Origin of the sequence: Acinetobacter sp. NIPH 2699 (genome assembly GCF_022549355.1) — a bacterium.
Classification (GTDB): Bacteria; Pseudomonadota; Gammaproteobacteria; order Pseudomonadales; family Moraxellaceae; genus Acinetobacter.
In genome coordinates this window covers 22620-42279 of record NZ_JAKZGL010000008.1, presented here as the reverse complement: position 1 = coordinate 42279, position 19660 = coordinate 22620, and the positions used below count along the sequence as shown (strand labels likewise).

The following is a 19660-nucleotide window of genomic DNA, read 5'->3' as shown; positions in this document are numbered from 1 at the left end:
ATAAAATCAATAAGTTACAACATGGTGTAAAAACTTTGGGTATTTGCATAAATTAGTGTTCAACTTTATGTTTTTGCTTAATTTATTTATGCTATTTTATAGTTCACTGCCGCATAGGCAGCTTAGAAATGCTCAGTAAGGAAGTACCGATGCTCAGTATGGTTCACTGCCGCATAGGCAGCTTAGAAATTTTAAAAGAAAGCCTTTATCAGTCTGAATTAGTTCACTGCCGCATAGGCAGCTTAGAAAGATTGCTCGCCAAATATAGTCTTAAATGTCTCTGTTCACTGCCGCATAGGCAGCTTAGAAAGAGCGAAAGCTGTTCGGGATTAACAATCCCCAGTTCACTGCCGCATAGGCAGCTTAGAAATCCACCACCCGAACCTAATTAGGAAAAAATATGTTCACTGCCGCATAGGCAGCTTAGAAATCTTGAATTAAAGATATATAGCGATCAATACCGTTCACTGCCGCATAGGCAGCTTCAAAATGAGGCTACTTCAATGTCTAGGATACTGGGAGCAGTCCACATTTTGAAGCTGCCCCCATAGGATGGTTCTTTTATTGTGTTTTGAAGGACTCAGGCACATAGTTTACTGAATCGGTACCATAAAACGACTCAATTTCAGCATCATACAAAGATTTATATCTATCTTTAGCTACTACATCTTTCGTCCCGTTAATAAATGATTGTATTTTAGCTTTATAGTCAGTATGTCCAGCCTTGTACATTTCAGTTAAATAAACAAATTCTGCATCTTTATATTGTGGATCATCTTTGCTGGATGATTTGGCTAACTCAGTTTGTATAAGCTGTGCAGACGCTTCATGACACTGTTGGATTTTTATTTTGGCTTCGTTTAGTTTCCCTAACAACGTACATCTAAATATTATTCGTTGAGGTAATGGTTTTTCTTTGATCTGTTGCTCGTTTAACTCATAAGCATCCTTGTACATGCCTGACAGCATATAGATATTCATCAATGCCATTTCCCTTTGTTTTTTAGCTGTGACCTGCTTAATTTCAGGTATCAAAGGGACTAATGTTTGTTTTATCTTTTCATCTTCACCAAAGATCATAACTTCATTTGTGATGGATTCATATTTATCTAAAATCGCTTTATCACTTGTGGAGAGTTCAGTTTTTACGCCTTGAGAGTAGTTTTTTACAACGTCTTGTTCGTTTGACGCTTTACTACAGGCAGTAATACTGCACGCAGAAATGAGGACAATAACACCAATTAATTTTCTACTCATGATTTACGTCTTGCTGCTGAGGTTAGGGTGAAAGAAAAGCGCGTGTGGGGTGGGTTTGGTCGGGCAGTACCGCCATCGAATTTTGCCGTGTAACCCATAGTTAGAATTGCTGTTACGATTGATAGATCAGGTTTAGGTAGTGTTATCTTACATTGACCTACAGGTTCCATACCCTTTTCGGTTGACCAAACACCTTGGCCCTTTTCCAAGCGTATTTTGCCGAGGCTCTGGTTTTTGTGTTCAAGTTCAAGAGTTGCATACGGTAAAATTGTAGCATCACCGCTTAATGTCGGGGGGAGTATAGAGACTGACACAAAAAGTTCTTGTTCTTTTAAGGTGTAAGTGATGATGAAAGTACATACACCTGAAACAGCTTGGCTAAGTACCCCGAAAAGGCTTCGCTTATCCTCATCATAAGGCAAGATGACGTTTTGGAACTTTACGTACTTTGTTGAGTTTTGCTCGATGTAGTAATTTTCGTACTCGTCCTTAACAAAACCATTATTTACTGTATTTTGTTGTTTAAGAGTATTAGATACTGTATTAATTACAGCAGACACAGCATTGGATTTTGATGGTTTTGAACTTGTAGATGCTCCATTATCTTGAACAACAAGATTCTGCATCGGTAATAGCTTACAACCACATGACAATGAATCATTAACTCTAGCAGCCATTTTCCCCATTACTTGCATGTGAGGATCACCAGTGATAATCGTTGCAACTATTTGATGTTTAGGACAAGTCGCTGTATCACCAACGCAGGCGATAGGAATACCCTCAATTAGAAAAAAGCTACTTCCTGTAATGACTTTACCACCACCAGTCGTGGGGCAGCCAACCACAATATATGCTGTCGCCAAAATTAAACCCTTTCTTTTATTTTGGCAACATGGTAGCAAAGTGCTTAAAGCATGTACTGACTTTTATGTATTTAAATTGCAAAATATATAAAGCCCTCAAAGAAAGTTCACTAAATTTTATGACTGCTTATATTTTTAATGGGCTTCTTCACAATAAGTTTATAAAGAACAGCCACCTATGTAGTGTGTAGCAGCAATATTGTTGTCTCATAAGCAGCTTCAAACCACTATTTTTTCTGATCACGCATAATTTCATAAGATTGCGCTCTTAATAATTCCTCTTTTGTACCAAAGGATTGATTGCGTAGCTGATTAATCGACTGTTGTTTACTTGCATCATCCGCATCACTCTTCAAAATCTGCTCACGTTCAGATAAATAGCTGTTGACTTGCTTTTGCCACACAGCTTCCTCATGATCAACCTTCTCTAAACGATCAGCAGCTTCAGGCCCTAATAAACTCTCACGCATATTTCGAAGTTCTTTCGCTGAACCACCTTTGGATTGAATTTCTTGTGTTAATTGCTGTAATTCAGCAAATTGCATTGAAACTCTCACACCATCTGCCATCGTTGAAGGTAAATAATCAATCAACTTCGCTAACTCTGTCGCTTTTTGCTGTGGTGTTAAACTCTTATTTGCATGAATTCGCATTTGATCAATACTAAACTGATTCAGACTTCTTTCATTTCCAAAAAATGCTTGGATTTCAGCTTCATTAAAAAACTGTTGTTGTAACTTCGCCATTTGATCAATGATATTTTGGAATTTATCAATTTCATCGCTTTTAAAATAAGTGCTGGTTCTAAGGTTTTTCAAAGTATGCGTATAGGCTACATATTGATCAAGCAAGTAACTTGCATAATCTACTGCCGTTTCAGGCAACGTTGCGGTTAAGTATTGTCGAATATCTAAAATAAGCTCAGATTCAGTTTTTTCACCTAAGCTAGAAAAGAAATAGTCAAAACAACTGCGAATACCCACAGTTAAAATCAACTTTCCATTCGCATCAACTTGAATGGGACAATCAATTTCAGTGCCCTGCAAAGACGGCGCAAGTATTGGCATTTTCCCTTTGTTACTTTCATGCTCACCATTTGGCAAAGTATTATTTTTCATTAAGTTTTGTGCATGCAAATCATTTTGACTACTTTGATTTTGATTTGTTGGCTTAAAAGCCCAATAAATTAGAGCCAATAAAATAAATAAACACGTGACACTTACTAAAATTATTGTCTTATTATTTAAAAACTTGGCACTCATATTCCATTACTCTATTTTTTAATTAGTTGTTGAATCTATTTTAAATCAAGGGAGTAAATCCATTACTCCCTTGATCATATTTTTAAAGGTTCTGATTTTTCAAGCGATTTGCATGTAGACGAAATGGTGTCACTGGATTTTGTAGAAAGCCTACCAATCCTAAGACCTGATTGACTTCATCTAAGTGATTAAATGCATAGTTATCACGAATAACAGTACCCAAATGACTCGAACAACGAGGAACGAGACCATCACTTTCACCAGAAATTAATAATGATGTTGCCGTTAATGCATAATCCATCGGATCTAATGCATTGGTAAACGGACTTGTTCCACTCCATGAGTAGTAACGAACGCCATTACTCGCCAGCTCAGTACCTGATCCACAGGCTGTGATTGGCACACCTGCTGGGAAACGTTGATTAAAATCAGCAGATCCTGCTGTCGTGAGTGAATTAAGCCCAGCTAAAGCATTTTGGTCATAATAATTTCCAGAACCAATTCCAATCAAAGCGCCAAATGCATTGACTGCCGCTGCAATCAGAGGCGTAGCCGCAGGACCAACTGGTGATTGGGTAAAGGCATATACAACATCTGCAACATCTGAACCTTTAACAGGCCCACCAACAGCAGTGACCGATGCAACTTTATCTGGCATTAAGCCCGCGACATAGCGAATCGAATGTGTACCATGACTATGTCCGATCAGATTCACTTTTGAAGCACCAGTAATCGCCAAAACCTGTTTGGTTTGTAGTAATAACTGCTCACCACGAACTTCTGACGAATTAAAGGATGCCTGTTGTGCAACAAAGACTTTTGCACCATTGCCAACTAAGTCTTCTGTAATACCATGCCAGTATTGCATTGGACCAACAGCCGAAAAACCTGCCATCCCATGTGCTAACAAAATTGGATATTTGGTTTTTGCATAGTCGGATGTCACCCTTGCGCTGCCACCAACCGAGCATGAGTTCACATTACAATTTTGCCATGATGCTTTGGGTGATAGAAAATCGAAGAGACCAGCATGCACAACAGATCCGCTACTGACCAACATGCCAGCCATTAAAGTCATAGCGTTTAAATATTTTTTTTTCACGTTTTTGCTCCAAGCATTTTTCATTTTTATGACAACAATATCGTCTTTAAACTTGTAGTAGGAATCATTCCAAATCTACAAAAGACCTGCAAAAGTATACTCGCAAGAAATATTGTGTGATTTTTAGAGTAAAACAAACTGCGCCAAAATCATAACATCGCACGCCAATTTTTTTATTAAGTTACAAAAATCCGATGAATGTACATTTTTAAATCACGTGTGCTACATTATTTTCAAATGAAATAGAATTAGCTTTCAAAAGGAATTTGAGTAGCATTATGAGTATTCCTCGCCATCTTCATCAGCATTTTATTATTAGTTCTTACGCCCACCTGATCAGTGAAGTTGTATCACAGTGGAATATTACGGTTGAAGAATTATTTTGGGGTACAGGTGTTGAAATAGAAAGACTCAACGATCTAAATTATAAAATTAGTCTTTCCTCATTCAAAAAAGTGATTGCGCGTTCGATTGAACTCACCAAAGAACAAGGCATTGGCTTCTTCGCAGGTCGCCAATTAAAAATTAGCTCGCATGGATTACTGGGTTTTACCGTCGCGATCTCAAAAAATGCACTCGATGCCATTAAAACCATTAACCAGTTTGTAAGCTTGCAATGCTCCTTTGTTGAATTAAGTTTTACGATTGAGCAGGAACGCGCCTATTACCATGTAGTTTATGATAGTGCTGCGATTAACTTAAATGATCGTGCTGACTTACAAGCCTATGAATTTAGTTGTGTTTTCTTTCTGACTGGCTTTGTATATTTGGTCAGATTTTTCATTCCAAACTTCAAACCGAGTATAGATTTACAGTGTAAATATCCACCTTATTTTTCTCGTTTTGAGGAAATATTAAGCTCCACCTTTGAGAAAATTCGTTTCGAACAACCTCGTACTTGTTTAATTACATCCACTCAGCTTTTAGAAATGCCCTTAAGCATGTCTGATCCCCTCACGTCTGAAAAGTTTAAACTACTTTGTCAAAAGGAATTGGATGATCTAGCAACAACACAAGATATTCTATATCGGGTCAAACAATTGATTGATGATGAAGTCGATGGTTTGTTAAGCATTGATCAAGTTGCAAAAAAGTTAAATCTGACGAAACGAACCCTACAACGTATGTTGCAAGAAAAAAATATAAGCTTTCAAATTCTTTATGATGATGTTCGTAAGTCAAAGGCACAGAAATTACTTCTGAACCCTTTGATCACCAAAGATGATATCGCAAAAAAACTGGGTTACGCCTCTACATCCAGTTTTAACCGTGCCTTCAAACGTTGGGATCTTGAATAAAGTATTCGGCAAGTCTATGTAACAATAAGACAAATAATCAACCGATTGGACATGATATGAGTGCTCAAGAAATTACTTCAGTTGAATTAGCCAAAGCCTATCGTCTTCTGAATCATGGCCCTACTGTTTTGGTCTCAGCTCAACATGAACAAGATACAGATGTTATGGCTGCCGCTTGGGCTTGCGCCTTAGAATTAACACCCGCCAAAGTAACCATCGTACTAGATAAAAGCACTAAAACTCGTCAACTGGTTGAGCAAAGTGGTTACTTTGCTTTGCAAGTGCCCTGCTATAGTCAAATCGACATGGTTCATCAACTCGGAACCATCAGTAAATTTGATAATCCCAATAAACTGACAGATTGTAAGACCCAACTTTTCTATAAAGAAGGCTTTGACATACCTTTAGTCGATGGCAGCATCGCGTGGCTCATCTGTAAAGTGATCCCTGAACCACATATTCAACAAAATCATGATTTATTTATAGGTTCTGTTGTTGCTGCATGGGCAGATTCACGTGTTTTCCGTGATGGACATTGGCATTTTACCGATGCTGACAGAAACTTGCGCAGCCTACATTATATTGCTGGTGGTACATTTTATTTAATCGGTGACGAAGTAAAAGTAAATCTTTAAAACTAAAAATAAGACAAAAAAGCGATGAAAATACTCATCGCTTTTTTAAGAAGTAAATGCATAACGAGATAATCAAATCACTGATTTAACTGAAATGATTTGATTTAAAAATTATTTTACAGCTTGTGCATAACGCTCATTAACTTTATTCCAATTCACTACACTCCAAAAAGCATCGGTATAGTCCGCTCTACGATTTTGATATTTTAGATAATATGCATGTTCCCAAACATCTAAGCCAAGCAAAGGTTGACCTTTCTTCTCAGCAATATCCATCAGTGGATTGTCTTGATTTGGTGTCGAAGTAATCTCTAATTTACCTTGTGGATTTACAATTAACCATGCCCAACCTGAACCAAAACGACTGGTCGCTGCTTGATTGAATTGCTCTTGGAAAGCTTTAAATGAACCGAAATCTTGATTGATCTGTTTTAATAACTTGGCATTTGCCTTCCCTGTTTTATTGGTTGGCGCTAGGCTCTCCCAAAAGAAAGCATGGTTGAAATGTCCACCACCATTATTACGAACCGCGGCATTGTATTTAGAAATCTGTTGTTGGATCTGCTCTACACTTAATTTATCCAGTTCAGGATAAGTCTTGATCTGAGCATTTAAATTATCGACATAGGCTTTATGGTGTTTACCATAGTGAATTTCCATCGTTTGCTGATCAATAGCAGGCTCTAAAGCATCACTTTTGTAAGGTAAAGGCGCTTGTGTGAAGTTTGCAAGAGCAGACATACTCAAGCTCGAACACACAGCTAATGTCAATAAACCTTTGTTCAGATATCGCATTATTTCAATCCAATGTTGATAATAGTTTTCATTATCAATATATAAGCAAATCCATCATGCGTCAAAATAGGCTACAAACTGATACATTAAAACGATGAAAAACTTGAAAAGTACAGTACCTCACCGTACTTTTCAAATCGATCAAATTACTTCGCCGCCATACGAATCGCGCCATCTAAACGGATCACTTCACCATTCAGATATGAATTTTCAGCAATATGAACCACCAAGCGAGCAAATTCTTCAGGACGACCTAAACGTGAAGGATAAGGCACCATTTGCCCTAAAGCATCTTGGACGTTTTGCGGCAAACCTTTAAGCATTGGCGTTTCCATAATGCCTGGCGCAACGGTCATCACACGAATCGCATGACGCGCCAATTCACGCGCAAGTGGTAAAGTCATCGCCACCACTGCCCCCTTAGATGCTGAATAAGCCGCTTGACCAATTTGGCCATCAAAAGCCGCAACTGAAGCTGTATTGACGATCACGCCACGATCTTCATCACCGTCCTCAATGGTATTTTTACTCATCGCGTCTGCTGCAAAACGCAGCATATTAAATGTACCAGTAACATTGATATGCAAAACTTTAGAGAACATGGCTAGATCATGTACACCCTCTTTTCCAACCACCTTTGCAGATGGTCCAATCCCTGCGCAGTTGACTAAACCATGTAAGCTGCCATGCTTTGCAATAACATCTTTAAAAAACTGCTCTGCGGCTTGTTCGTCAGTGACATCAAGTTTTACAAACTCCGCTTTTTCACCCAAGGTCAATGCTTGTTGTTCTCCGACCTCAGTATTCATATCCACCAAGCTAACAGAAGCACCCTTTTCAATGAGATATTCTGCTGTTGCTGCACCTAGACCAGAACCACCACCTGTAATAACAAAGTGCTTTCCTTGAATTTTCATTTACTTTTCCTGTCAAATTAAAGTGATATATTTTTATAACAGAGAGTAAAGGCAAGTTTTTTCCGATACAATTCCAAAAAGTAGCAAATGTGATGCAACTTTTGAGCATTCCACCTATTTCCTCTCCTATTGTTTCATCCGCATATGAGCCAAAACCCAAACCTTGATCTTGATTCTGCTAAAGATACCATTTCAAACGCACTGATTCGTGAAGCAGTAAGCGTAGCTGCAAGCCGTGGCTTAAATATTGTACATATAGCCAATCGTGCTGGTATTTCGGCTGAGTTATTAACGTCAGCTAAAGCCCGTATTCCTGTCACGCAATGTGCTCAGCTATGGGTCGAACTTGCAGAAAGCATGAATGATGAATTCTTGGGAATGGATACTCATCCGATGCGTCGAGGAAGTTATAAGCTATTGGCTAAACTAGCATTTAATACCGAAACATTAGAACAAGCGATTAGGGAAATTCTTAACTTTTTAGCGCTAATACTCGATGATATTCAAGCAGAACTTGTTCAACAAGGTGATAAAGCGTATTTAATCTTGCATGATCGTGAACAGCCAAAACGCATGTTTACCTATGCGACTTTTTTAATGCTTGTGCATAGTTTAATGTGTTGGTTAAGTGATCAGCGTATTAACTTTCACAAAATGACCTTCAAATGTCACCAACCTGTAGAAATACAAGACTATCGTGTTCGTTTCTGTGAAAATATTCAATTCAATACTGCACAAAACAGCATTGAATTTGATGCGCATTATCTCAAACATAAAATTAAAAAAGATAAAAATGCCTTAAAGGACTTTTTAAAACATACACCTTATAATCTTATCGTACGATTTAAGAATGAAAATTCGTTAAGCTTGCAAATCCGTCGCCAGCTACTTCTACAAGCCCCTGCACAATGGGCCGAGCTGAAAGATATTGCACAACAACTGAATATGTCCACGGCAACGATTCAACGCCGCCTAAAACAAGAAGGTTTTAGTTATCAACAGCTCAAAAATGATATCCGCTGTGATATTGCGATTGAGCGGCTCAGTAAAACCAATGATTCAATCCAAAGCATCAGTGATGATCTTAATTTCCATGACCCAAGTGCCTTTCACCGCGCATTTAAAAAATGGAGTGGTGTCAGTCCAGGTTCTTATAGAAAATCTTCACCCAACAAACAAAATCGTCTCAGTCATTTAAGGTAGTGAATGGAGTTTAGCCATGTATTTGCCAGAAATATTTGAAGAAACAGATCTTGAAAAACTATACCAACTCATTCAAGACTACCCTTTTGCCACATTGATTAGTCATAGTGATGAGGGTTTAGAAGCCAATCATTTGCCGTTTAAATTACTGCGTGATGAAGAAAGCCAAACGGCAACACTGGTCGCTCACATTGCCAAAAATAATCCCTTACATACACAAATAGAAAATGGTGCGGAAATTCTCATTATTTTTCAGGGCGAACAAGGTTATATCTCGCCCAACTGGTATCCGACAAAACAGCAACATCATCAACATGTGCCGACGTGGAATTATCAAGTTGTCCATGTAAAGGGGAAAATTAACTTCTTACACGATGAAAAATCTTTGCGTGGAATCCTTGCAAAACTCACGCGTACACATGAAGCAAAGCAACCAATTCCTTGGAAAATGTCTGATGCACCCAAAGAATATATTGCACAGGAAATCGCTGATATTGTCGGCATCGAAATTCAAATGACACGAATAACAGGAAAATTTAAATTAAGTCAGAATCGAGAAAAGATAGATGCTATAGGTGTTGTTGAAGGTTTGGAAAAACAAGGAGACATTGGTCTCGCCAAGGTTATACAACAATATATCGAGGAATAGTTAACGTTTGATCAAAACTCAACCTATTTCCTCAATGAACTTTAGCTTAATTGGGAAACAATATTCATACCATTTTAGCTAGAAGCATTTCCAACCCTAACTCAAAAATTTCATCGTAGTGTGAATCTGCCCAATACGGCATGGCTTGTACTAATAATGAATAATGATTAGGGTTACTATCTAATTTGATCGGATTAACTGCGGAACTACCAGAACGATAACCTTTTGTTTCGTCAACTCCTGCACCGATTAAATAATAATTCAATATTCTTAAAAAATAGCTTGCTTGTTGTATGGATAAGTTTTCTTTTTTAAAAATCATCAGAATCTGATTCATAAACTGACTACCAACATTGGTATTGAGCTGGTGAGTAGCCAAAATAGGAAAGAAATTTGGATAAGTTTTAGCTAAAAATCGCCATTGTCGTGCAACAGAAATAAGTTGCTGCTTCATAGCTAAAGTATCACTTTCAAATTGAATACTTGAAATTAACAAATCAACAATTTCATCAAAAATCTGATCTTTATTTTTGACATGATAATAAATACTCATTGCCTCACAATTTAATTTCTCAGCTAACTTACGCAAACTAAATTTATCAATCCCAATTTCTTCAATCATTTCAATTGCAGTACGCACAATACGTTCTTTGGACAAACTTTCTTTTGTTTTTAATTTCTGATGAATGGTATTTGACATAAGTTTTATTGCCTTGTAAATTCACCTTACAGTGTAAGTCTTATAAAAGAGATTAAAATGTACCACACACTTGAGAGTTGGAAGAAGACTGGAAAATATTTTACATTTAAAAATTTTAATATTTTCTATCAATACTCCTCACGACCAGCCGTAAATACTATTTTTCTTATTCATGGGTATCCTACAAGCTCATTTGATTGGACTAGAGTCTGGGAACAACTCTCAGAAGAATATCAGCTCGTAGCTATTGATTTATTGGGTTTAGGATTTTCTGACAAACCAGTTGGGCATCAATATTCTGTACAAGATCATGCTGATCAATGTATTGCTTTAATTCAATATTTAAAGCTAGATAATGTACATTTAGTAGGACATGATTTGGGCGTAGGTGTAATACAGGAGTTATTAGATAGACAACTAAAAAAACAGTTACCCCACTCAATTCAATCTGTAGTATTTATGAATGGTAGCTTATTTTCAGAAGCCTATCGTCCACGTATAATACAAAAATTAATGGCATCTTTTTTAGGTCACTTAATCGTTCCATTAATTTCATTCTCTGTATTTTCAAAATCCATGCTCCAAATGTTTGATCAACATCATCAACCTACATCTTCAGAACTAGAGCAATGGTATAAGCTATTAAATTATAATTATGGTAAGAAAAGTTTAGTCAGTTTAAATCGATCTATCTTTACAAGATTTAAGTATCGGGACCGCCTTGTAAACGCCTTAATCCATAACAAAGTTCCAATGCTATTAATTAATGGCAAAAACGACCCTAATTCAGGTGAACATATGGCTGTTCGGTATAGAGAACTTATCCCAAATCCGCAAGTAATCGAAATTGATGAGTGTGGTCATTGGACACCATGGGAACAACCCAAGATCGTAGCAAAAGAAATCATGTGCTTTTTGGCTAACTATTCGTAAAGCTGTGCAAGTGAAACTCGATCATTACCACCATAATCTTTGATCGTTTCGATTTCGCTAAAACCGAACTGTTCAAAGATTTCACGTACTGCTTGTCCTTGATCATAACCATGTTCAAGGACAATCCATCCTTTAGCCTTGAGCCAACTTTTCCCTTGAGAAATGATGGTTTCAATATCTGCAAGCCCATGACGATCTGCAACTAATGCACGTTCAGGTTCTGACTTGAGATTTTTCATATGCACATCATCAGGATCGATATAAGGCGGATTTGATACAATTAAATCAAACGTTTGCGTGTCTAGAGCATCGAACCAAGCCCCACAAGCAAATTTAACTTGAGTTAAGCCATGTCGAAGCGCATTTTCTTTAGCAACATATAATGTCGGCTGGTAAATATCGGTTGCTGTCACTGACCATTGTGGCCGTTCACTCGCAAGTGCTAAAGCAATTGCCCCTGTTCCTGTGCCCAAATCCACCATGTTGATATCCTGAGCAAGCGCTAAGTTCAACACAGTTTCAACGAGTATTTCAGTATCTGGACGAGGAACTAAAGTGTCATGTGTCACTTTTAAATCTAAAGTCCAAAATGGTTGTGAACCGATGACATACGCGAGTGGTTCACCCTGCGAAATTCGAGCAAGCCCCGCGAGGTAAGCTTGCTGTTGCAGTTCAGTCAACTCTTGCTCAAGTCTTAGTTTGAGTTCTAAGGCATTCACACCGAGAAGATGTTCAAGTAACCATGCCGCCTCTTGACGTTCATAGCTATCAGTCTCGCCCTTAATCACTAATGCTTGAGCAATATTCATTAGCCGCCATTTTCCTGTGCTAGCATTGCCAACTGATCGGCTTGATATTCACGATGTAAACTGTCCAATAATTCCGTCAAATCACCTTCCATAATCGCATCCAACTTATATAGTGTCAGATTGATACGGTGATCTGTCATCCGACCTTGTGAATAGTTATAGGTACGGATACGTTCTGAACGATCCCCTGAACCCACCAAATCACGGCGCATCTCAGAAGTTGCCGTTTCCTGCGCTTGGCGTTTTGCATTTTCCAAACGAGATACCAGTAAAGCCATGGCTTTGGCTTTGTTTTTATGCTGCGAACGTTCTTCCTGACATTCAACCACCACACCTGATGGAATATGGGTAATACGCACAGCAGAGTCAGTTTTGTTAATGTGCTGACCACCTGCACCTGATGCACGATAAGTATCAATACGTAAATCAGAAGCATTGATTTCAACGGTAGTATCGACATCAACTTCTGGCAGAATTGCAACAGTACATGCCGAAGTATGGACACGACCTTGAGACTCAGTTGCAGGCACACGTTGTACACGATGCGCACCACTTTCAAACTTCAAGCGACCATAAACGCCATCACCATCAATACGGCAAATTACTTCTTTATAACCACCATGTTCCCCTTCATTTTCTGAAAGGACTTCAATACGCCAGCCTTGTGTTTCGGCATATTTACTATACATACGGAATAAATCACCCGAGAAGATCGCGGCTTCATCCCCACCTGTACCTGCACGAACCTCTAGGTATGCAGAATTAGCATCATTTGGATCTTTCGGAATCATCAAAACATTAAGTTGTTCTTCTAATTCAGACAAAAGCGTTTTATTGGCTTTAATCTCTTCTTCAGCCATATCTTTGAAATCTGGGTCAGACTTCATCATTTCTGCTGTTTCAATATCTTCTTCAGCTTGACGATATTTACCCCAAACTTCGGTAATTTCAGATAAATCACTATGTTCACGAGACAGTTTACGAAAACGTTTATTGTCCGAAATCACTTCTACATCAGCAAGTAATGCAGTCAGCTCTTCATGACGATCACAAAGTTGATCTAGTCTTAAACGGAGTGATGCTTTCATGGGCGAAATATCTCAAAATCTAAAGGTTCAATGCCTATCAAATGAATGAAGCATGAGCAAAATCAAAAAATTGCGCATAGTTTACAGATTCTACCGCTTAAAAGACATAGACAAACCATGTTACTTACGATTCCATCATGATTTCATCACAAATTGTTCTGCTTTGGTTTTCATGACTTGTTCTCATGAATGATCTGAGATATAAAAAGTTTAAAACAGTAAATACAAAGATAAAACAATAGGATAAATCTATGAATAATTTTATTAACCGCCCTACCTCTGCATTTATTGCGGCAAGCTGGGTTGCATTATTGACAGGAGCCGTTGGCTTTATCATTGGGTTATGGAATGCCCACATGCCACTGCATGAGAAAGGTTATTACTTTGTGATTTTACTCTATGGCTTATTTTCTGCTGCGTCATTGCAAAAAACTGTTCGAGACCAATTAGAAGGTATTCCTGTTACTGCGATTTACTATGCTCTGTGTTGGGCATCAATGGCAGTATGTATTGTGCTTTTACTGATCAGTTTATGGAATGCCGACATTACCATGAGCGAAAAAGGTTTTTACATCATGTCATTTTTACTGAGCTTGTTTGGCGTAGTGGCAACGCAAAAGAATATTCGTGATTTAAATTATCTACGTTTACAAACAGGAATTGATACTCGTCCATCTCTGCAAGAAGAATCCCCACCTAAACAAAATGATCAAGACTAAAAATGAATATAAAGAAGTTTCTAATTATAAAACTTCTTTCACTATCAAATATCCCACCCTATTGTTTTATCTTATTTTTTTAGGGAAACACTCAGGGCTTGAAACAAAACATTACAATCTGGACACTTAACCGCAATACTTCCGACTGACCTCTCCACAATTTCTCACTTAACTCTTGTTACATTTGCAGCCATTAGAAATGATGTCCAATATACTCAGGACATGGAGTCAAAATGAAATTAAATGCTTGGTTATGTAGTGCTATTTTCGCAGCATCTTCTTTGGTCACTGTTGCTCATGCTGATAATGCCACTCGTGTTGCTGCAACATCAGCGCTCGGTAGTGTGGTCGGTACAGCTATTGGTAAAGAGGTTGGCGGTCATAATGGCGCATTGATTGGCTCTGCAGTCGGTGGTGCTGGTGGCGCTGCTGCTGCAAGTAGCAAACGTACACGAACAGAAGCTGCGATTGGTGGCGGTTTAGGTGGCGTTGGCGGTTATGCTGTTGGTAAAAATGTTGGTGGTACAACTGGTGGTTATATCGGTGCTGCTGCGGGTGCCGCAGGTGGTGCGGCATTGGGTCGCCAAGTCGGTCAAGACCGTGATTACGATAAACGCCAAAGCCAAAAGAAAAAATGGAAAAAGAAAAAGCATCATCGTCATTGATTCAAATAAAGCACCTTCGGGTGCTTTTTTGTTGACCCAATTTTTAATGTAAAGACTGCTATCAAAAATCAGACGCGAGAGAATTCCTCCGCAAGATAAGGCATGAAACATAGACAAAGGCGATCCTTTGTCAAATTTCAAAACGAAGTCTGAGTCAGCTCTTAGCTATAACTAGACAATAAAAAAGCGCCTTACGGCGCTTTTTTAACTTTACAAATTAGTTTACGTATACTGGGAATTTTGCACAGACTGTTTCAACTTTAGCTTTAACATCAGCGATGACTTTCTCATCACCTTTGCTATCAATAATGTCAGCGATCCAACCAGCAAGTTCACGCACTTCTGCTTCACCGAAACCACGAGTTGTAACCGCAGGTGTACCAATACGAATACCCGAAGTCACGAATGGAGAACGTGGATCATTTGGTACAGCATTTTTGTTTACTGTAACATGAGCAGCGCCTAACCAAGCATCAGCTTCTTTACCTGTTACATCTTGCTTGATGAGTGACAACAAGAATAAATGGTTTTCCGTACCGCCAGAAACCACATCGTAACCACGTGAAATGAATACTTCAGCCATCGCTTGAGCATTCTTAACAACTTGTTGTTGGTAAGTCTTAAACTCTTCTGACATCGCTTCTTTGAAACAGATTGCTTTAGCAGCAATCGCATGCATCAAAGGACCACCTTGGTTGCCTGGGAAAACAGCAGATTGAAGTTTTTTCTCAATTTCTTCATTTGCTTTCGCAAGGATTAAACCCGAACGCGGGCCACGAAGTGTTTTATGCGTCGTCGTTGTTGTTACGTCAGCAATTTGCACTGGGTTTGGATAAACACCCGCTGCAACTAAACCAGCAACATGCGCCATATCAACAAAAAGGTATGCACCTACTTTGTCAGCGATGTCACGGAAACGCTGCCAATCAACGATTTGGCTATAAGCAGAGAAACCCGCCACGATCATACGCGGTTTGTGTTCTAAAGCTAAACGCTCAACTTCTTCATAGTCGATTTCGCCAGTTTCAGTATTTAAACCATACTGAATCGCATTATAGGTTTTACCAGAGAAGCTAACTTTAGCACCGTGAGTCAAGTGACCACCATGAGCCAAGCTCATCCCTAATACTGTATCGCCTGGATTAAGAAGCGCTAAATAAACAGCAGAGTTTGCTTGAGAACCAGCATGTGGTTGAACGTTTGCGTAATCCGCACCGAACAATTCTTTTGCACGATCAATTGCAAGTTGTTCGATGACATCCACATATTCACAACCGCCATAATAGCGTTTGCCAGGATAGCCTTCTGCATATTTGTTAGTAAGTTTTGATCCCTGTGCTTCCATTACAGCTGGAGAGCAATAGTTTTCAGATGCGATCAACTCAATATGAGCTTCTTGGCGTACGCCTTCAGAAGTAATCGCTTGAGCTATTTCTGGATCAAATTCAGCAATAGAAATATTGGCAAACATTAGCGGAGGGTCCTATAAATTAGGGCTTTTAAGCCGTGCTAAAGATTGGTGCGAATTATAGCATGAAGTTTATGATTAAGCAGAATGAAGTTTACTCACTTCCCAATAAAAATTGCTCATTTTTATGAAAATTCACTCTTTAATTAATTAAGAGTTTTTTTATCCTGATCATCACCATAGTCATCATGCTTTATAAATAACGATTGAGATAAAATGATTAGAGTCAAAGGTAAAATTCAACATCTAAAAATATATGATTCTTATTATGTTAGAAATGGCCAATATTCAAATCAAATAGAACAAGAGAAAGCTTTATTGGCACAAATACGCATATGCTGTTATCTCTTATGTAAAATTTCAGGAATAACTTACTAGTAAATTATTCCTGCTACTTGAATTACTTAGAAAGCATAGTCTCTACATCATTGACTATATTTTCAATGTTCAGTACATATGCTGTCCCATGATCCCATTTTACTAGGCTACTATCATCAGTAATATACTGGATAGGTGTACCTTTTTGCTGCGCGGAGTTTACCAAAATATTAGTTGCAAAACGTGGAACTGTTGTGTCATTGGTTCCCTGATAAATCGTGATTGGTGTACTGATTTTAACTGTTAAAGGTTGGCTATCTTTATTGGTAAAGTTTTTAACGACAGAGAGGTCCAAGAAGTTATCTTGTGTACGACCATAACCATTTAAACTTCCAGTAGTCTGATCATATTGAGTCATACTATAACCAAAGGCATTCCCAATATCACCAGAACATTCTGTTTCAGCATATTGCTGCGCAATTTGTGCAGTCGGATTTTTAAAAATTTGATTATATTGTAGACTCGGGTTTGGATTTCGCAGTCCTGCTGTAATAAGTGCAGTGAACGTATCCAGACTTGCATAAACTGGGATCTGTATTGATGCAGGTTGACCTTCAACGGATTTCTCTCCCAACGTCAAAATTAAATCTAGATTGGAGGCAGGTGCAATAGCAACTGTACCCTTGTAATTTAATTTTGCTCGAGATTGGTATTGTGCAGCGCCTAATGCAGCCTGACCACCCTGTGAGTGACCAACAGTAACCCATTTGGTATTAACTTTATTTTTTAAATAATCTCGCGCTGCAACCACCGCATCAGTAATTGAATAGGCTTCACTTTTAAGATTCAGAAACGGGTGCAATTCTTTTCCACTAGGTTCACCGAGTCCTTCATAATCAGGCGCCACAACAACATAGCCTGCGGCAAGTAATTGGCTGATCATACCTTTTATATAATCATTCGTTGCATTACGACTAGGTGCACACTTGTCTGCAACTCCAGTGGTTCCATGTGCCCAAACAACGATTGGCCAACCTCCTACTGGAGGTGTATCTTTAGGTGTAAAAACTAAAGAGGTTGCATGAACTTCTTTATTATTAATCCCTAACATCTTATAAGTCATTATTAGACTTTCACCCGCAATCGCACTCATATCAGTTGCATTGTATGTATCTATATGAACTACAGGATCTTTGATATTATTTTCAGGTATATCTGGTTTGGATGTATAAGTTGTATCATCATCACTACCACAGGCTGTCAAAAATAAAGTTGAACCTAGTATTGCAACCGTTAATAACTTCATATGCATCTTGTTTTTCCTTAACTATTTTATTTATGATTTTATCCTTAGTTACTCTAAGGCTATTACAACAACAAGAAATACGCTTATTACAAAATTGTTTCAAGTACTTTTTGACCATTAATTCTATTTTTGATTTTTATTTATGCAATACCCACTCAAATTTCTAAAAAATCAAAGCGTACAATCGATCATTCACCCCGCTTTTATCGAATTTCTTGTAAGATAATAAAATTATAAATTCATCTTAGGTTTAACATTATGCAGGCCATTATCTTAGATACTGAAACACATACACTAAATGGCTTGCCAATTGAAATCGCCTATGCCCCCATCGAAATAGAAAATGGAAAATTAAGCTTAGATAAAAAGAAAATCTTCGATCAACTCTATCAAGTTGGTCAGCCCATTTCTTTTGCCGCAATGGCTGTGCATCATATTTTAGAATCAGATTTGATTGATCAACCCTTTTACAATGAGTTCCAACTGCCAGAACACACCACTTATATCATTGGTCATAACGTTGATTACGATATTACAGCCATCGCAAAATGTGGCGTAGATACCTCAAAGTTAAAACCTATTTGCACCTTAGCGCTCGCGCGTCGAGTATGGGAAGATGCTGAAGCGCACAATATTTCGGCTTTAATTTACTTAATTTCTAAAGGCAGTGATAAAGCTCGAGAAATGTTAAAAGGTGCACATCGTGCTGATGCAGATATCATCTTAACCGCCAATATTTTGATGCACATTATTCACCAACTCAATATTCAAGATATTGAGCAACTTTATATTGCTTCAGAAGAAGCACGTATTCCTAAAACCATTACTTTTGGCAAACATAAAGGTACAGCGATTCAAGACTTGCCTGCTGACTATATTCAATGGTTACTACGCCAAGATGATTTAGATATTTATTTACGCAAGGCGTTAGAGACGAAACTCATCAAATAAAATATCAACTTAATGATATTTAATAATTTATTAACATAACTGTCATTATTCAAACGTATCTTACCCCCTATCAAAATTTTGATTTTGGGGGGAAAGATGTCACATTTTTTTAAAACAGAACTCGGGCAACATGCCTTACAACAACGCAATATAACTTTGAATGCACGTCAACGCCGTTTATTACTTTTAATTGATCATGAAGATTTCCAAACACTTGATCATGACTACAAAGAAAGAATTGCGCCTAGCGAACTAGTTCAACAATTAATTGATATGGGCTTATTGGCTCAGCAAGTAACACCAACAGTAAAAACGACAATTAAAGAAGATTTAACCAGACAAAATAGTGAAGTGACTCATTTAGCTCAGTCAATTCCAACACAGGAAACACAACAACAAGTCGTGGTAACGCCAACTCAGAATATCGAAACTGAAGAAATTATTAGTTTAGAAAAACTGCCTTTCGTTGAAATTCAACAAATCATGATTCACACGCTTACAACTTATTGCGGCTTAATGGCGAAACCGTTAATCCAAAAGATTCAGTCAACAAAAACACCACAGCAGCTCAAAACATGCCAAATGCAATGGATTACATCGTTACAAGAGTCGCGTATTTCACCCAACCAACTCAATCAAACCTTGAAACTGATCAATTATTCGGTGCAACATTTATAGTTTTAACCAAGAAATTTTAAAATTAAGTTGCTTTATATGAAAGA

Annotated in this window: 20 protein-coding genes and 1 CRISPR repeat array; of the genes, 9 read left to right on the top strand and 11 right to left on the bottom strand. The window is 38.0% G+C overall.

Annotation, left to right across the window (positions count from 1 at the left end):
- Positions 1-101: 101 nt before the first annotated feature.
- Positions 102-490: direct repeats of the CRISPR family, unit length 28 nt; unit sequence GTTCACTGCCGCATAGGCAGCTTAGAAA.
- A gap of 71 nt (positions 491-561) precedes the next feature.
- The 4 genes from MMP72_RS09565 to MMP72_RS09550 form a co-directional block, all read right to left on the bottom strand.
- A complete protein-coding gene (locus tag MMP72_RS09565; RefSeq protein WP_241316729.1) occupies positions 562-1257 on the bottom strand; it encodes a hypothetical protein in 696 nt (231 codons plus the stop codon).
- Positions 1254-2120, bottom strand: a complete 867-nt coding sequence (locus MMP72_RS09560; RefSeq protein ID WP_241316727.1) for a PAAR domain-containing protein — start codon at positions 2118-2120, stop codon at positions 1254-1256. Before MMP72_RS09560 ends, MMP72_RS09565 begins: the two co-directional genes overlap by 4 nt.
- A 227-nt stretch (positions 2121-2347) precedes the next feature.
- Positions 2348-3382: a lipase secretion chaperone gene (locus MMP72_RS09555; RefSeq protein WP_241316725.1), complete on the bottom strand. Its 1035-nt coding sequence runs from the start codon at positions 3380-3382 to the stop codon at positions 2348-2350.
- Between the two features lie 82 nt (positions 3383-3464).
- Positions 3465-4484: a triacylglycerol lipase gene (locus tag MMP72_RS09550; protein WP_241316723.1), complete on the bottom strand. Its 1020-nt coding sequence runs from the start codon at positions 4482-4484 to the stop codon at positions 3465-3467.
- 278 nt (positions 4485-4762) lie between these two features.
- On the opposite strand from MMP72_RS09550, the gene MMP72_RS09545 reads away from it, so the two are divergent.
- Together MMP72_RS09545 and MMP72_RS09540 are read left to right on the top strand one after the other, a co-directional pair.
- Complete coding sequence (locus MMP72_RS09545) at positions 4763-5782, top strand: AraC family transcriptional regulator (protein WP_241316721.1); 1020 nt, start codon at positions 4763-4765, stop codon at positions 5780-5782.
- Positions 5783-5838: 56 nt separating this feature from the next.
- Positions 5839-6417, top strand: coding sequence for a flavin reductase family protein (locus tag MMP72_RS09540; protein ID WP_241316719.1), 579 nt, complete (start codon positions 5839-5841; stop codon positions 6415-6417).
- A 111-nt stretch (positions 6418-6528) separates the two neighbouring features.
- Here MMP72_RS09540 and MMP72_RS09535 read toward each other — a convergent pair whose 3' ends face one another.
- Together MMP72_RS09535 and MMP72_RS09530 are read right to left on the bottom strand one after the other, a co-directional pair.
- A complete protein-coding gene (locus MMP72_RS09535; protein ID WP_277606364.1) occupies positions 6529-7212 on the bottom strand; it encodes a superoxide dismutase in 684 nt (227 codons plus the stop codon).
- A gap of 146 nt (positions 7213-7358) precedes the next feature.
- Entirely contained in the window at positions 7359-8129 is a 771-nt protein-coding gene (locus MMP72_RS09530) for a 3-hydroxyacyl-CoA dehydrogenase (RefSeq protein WP_241316715.1), read from the bottom strand.
- 144 nt (positions 8130-8273) lie between these two features.
- On the opposite strand from MMP72_RS09530, the gene MMP72_RS09525 reads away from it, so the two are divergent.
- Positions 8274-9332: an AraC family transcriptional regulator gene (locus tag MMP72_RS09525; protein ID WP_241316714.1), complete on the top strand. Its 1059-nt coding sequence runs from the start codon at positions 8274-8276 to the stop codon at positions 9330-9332.
- 16 nt (positions 9333-9348) lie between these two features.
- Entirely contained in the window at positions 9349-9981 is a 633-nt protein-coding gene (locus MMP72_RS09520) for an FMN-binding negative transcriptional regulator (protein WP_241316713.1), read from the top strand.
- A gap of 64 nt (positions 9982-10045) precedes the next feature.
- Here MMP72_RS09520 and MMP72_RS09515 read toward each other — a convergent pair whose 3' ends face one another.
- Entirely contained in the window at positions 10046-10681 is a 636-nt protein-coding gene (locus MMP72_RS09515; protein ID WP_241316712.1) for a TetR/AcrR family transcriptional regulator C-terminal domain-containing protein, read from the bottom strand.
- Between the two features lie 57 nt (positions 10682-10738).
- Here MMP72_RS09515 and MMP72_RS09510 point away from each other — a divergent pair, with 57 nt between their 5' ends.
- Entirely contained in the window at positions 10739-11614 is an 876-nt protein-coding gene (locus MMP72_RS09510) for an alpha/beta hydrolase (protein WP_241316710.1), read from the top strand.
- Here the strand turns inward: MMP72_RS09510 and prmC are convergent.
- The gene (gene prmC / locus MMP72_RS09505) at positions 11605-12423 is read right to left on the bottom strand and encodes a peptide chain release factor N(5)-glutamine methyltransferase (RefSeq protein ID WP_241316708.1); all 819 of its coding nucleotides are present in this window, start codon (positions 12421-12423) and stop codon (positions 11605-11607) included. The genes MMP72_RS09510 and prmC overlap by 10 nt on opposite strands.
- Complete coding sequence (gene prfA, locus MMP72_RS09500) at positions 12423-13511, bottom strand: peptide chain release factor 1 (RefSeq protein WP_241316706.1); 1089 nt, start codon at positions 13509-13511, stop codon at positions 12423-12425. The genes prmC and prfA overlap by 1 nt, the downstream gene beginning before the upstream one ends.
- A gap of 251 nt (positions 13512-13762) precedes the next feature.
- Here prfA and yiaA point away from each other — a divergent pair, with 251 nt between their 5' ends.
- The gene (yiaA, locus tag MMP72_RS09495; protein WP_241316704.1) at positions 13763-14230 is read left to right on the top strand and encodes an inner membrane protein YiaA; all 468 of its coding nucleotides are present in this window, start codon (positions 13763-13765) and stop codon (positions 14228-14230) included.
- A 233-nt stretch (positions 14231-14463) separates the two neighbouring features.
- On the top strand, positions 14464-14895 hold the full coding sequence (locus MMP72_RS09490; RefSeq protein ID WP_241316702.1) for a hypothetical protein: 432 nt from the start codon (positions 14464-14466) through the stop codon (positions 14893-14895).
- 217 nt (positions 14896-15112) lie between these two features.
- On the opposite strand, the gene glyA is transcribed toward MMP72_RS09490, so the two are convergent.
- Together glyA and MMP72_RS09480 are read right to left on the bottom strand one after the other, a co-directional pair.
- Positions 15113-16366 carry a serine hydroxymethyltransferase gene (gene glyA / locus MMP72_RS09485; RefSeq protein ID WP_241316700.1) on the bottom strand — a complete coding sequence of 418 codons (1254 nt, stop codon included), beginning with the start codon at positions 16364-16366 and terminating at the stop codon, positions 15113-15115.
- Positions 16367-16763: 397 nt separating this feature from the next.
- Positions 16764-17993 (bottom strand): alpha/beta fold hydrolase, encoded by a 1230-nt coding sequence (locus MMP72_RS09480; RefSeq protein WP_241316698.1) that lies wholly within the window; start codon positions 17991-17993, stop codon positions 16764-16766.
- A 252-nt stretch (positions 17994-18245) separates the two neighbouring features.
- Here MMP72_RS09480 and MMP72_RS09475 point away from each other — a divergent pair, with 252 nt between their 5' ends.
- Together MMP72_RS09475 and MMP72_RS09470 are read left to right on the top strand one after the other, a co-directional pair.
- Entirely contained in the window at positions 18246-18938 is a 693-nt protein-coding gene (locus MMP72_RS09475; RefSeq protein WP_241316696.1) for a DUF3820 family protein, read from the top strand.
- Between the two features lie 96 nt (positions 18939-19034).
- On the top strand, positions 19035-19616 hold the full coding sequence (locus MMP72_RS09470; RefSeq protein ID WP_241316694.1) for a hypothetical protein: 582 nt from the start codon (positions 19035-19037) through the stop codon (positions 19614-19616).
- The last annotated feature ends 44 nt before the right edge of the window (positions 19617-19660 follow it).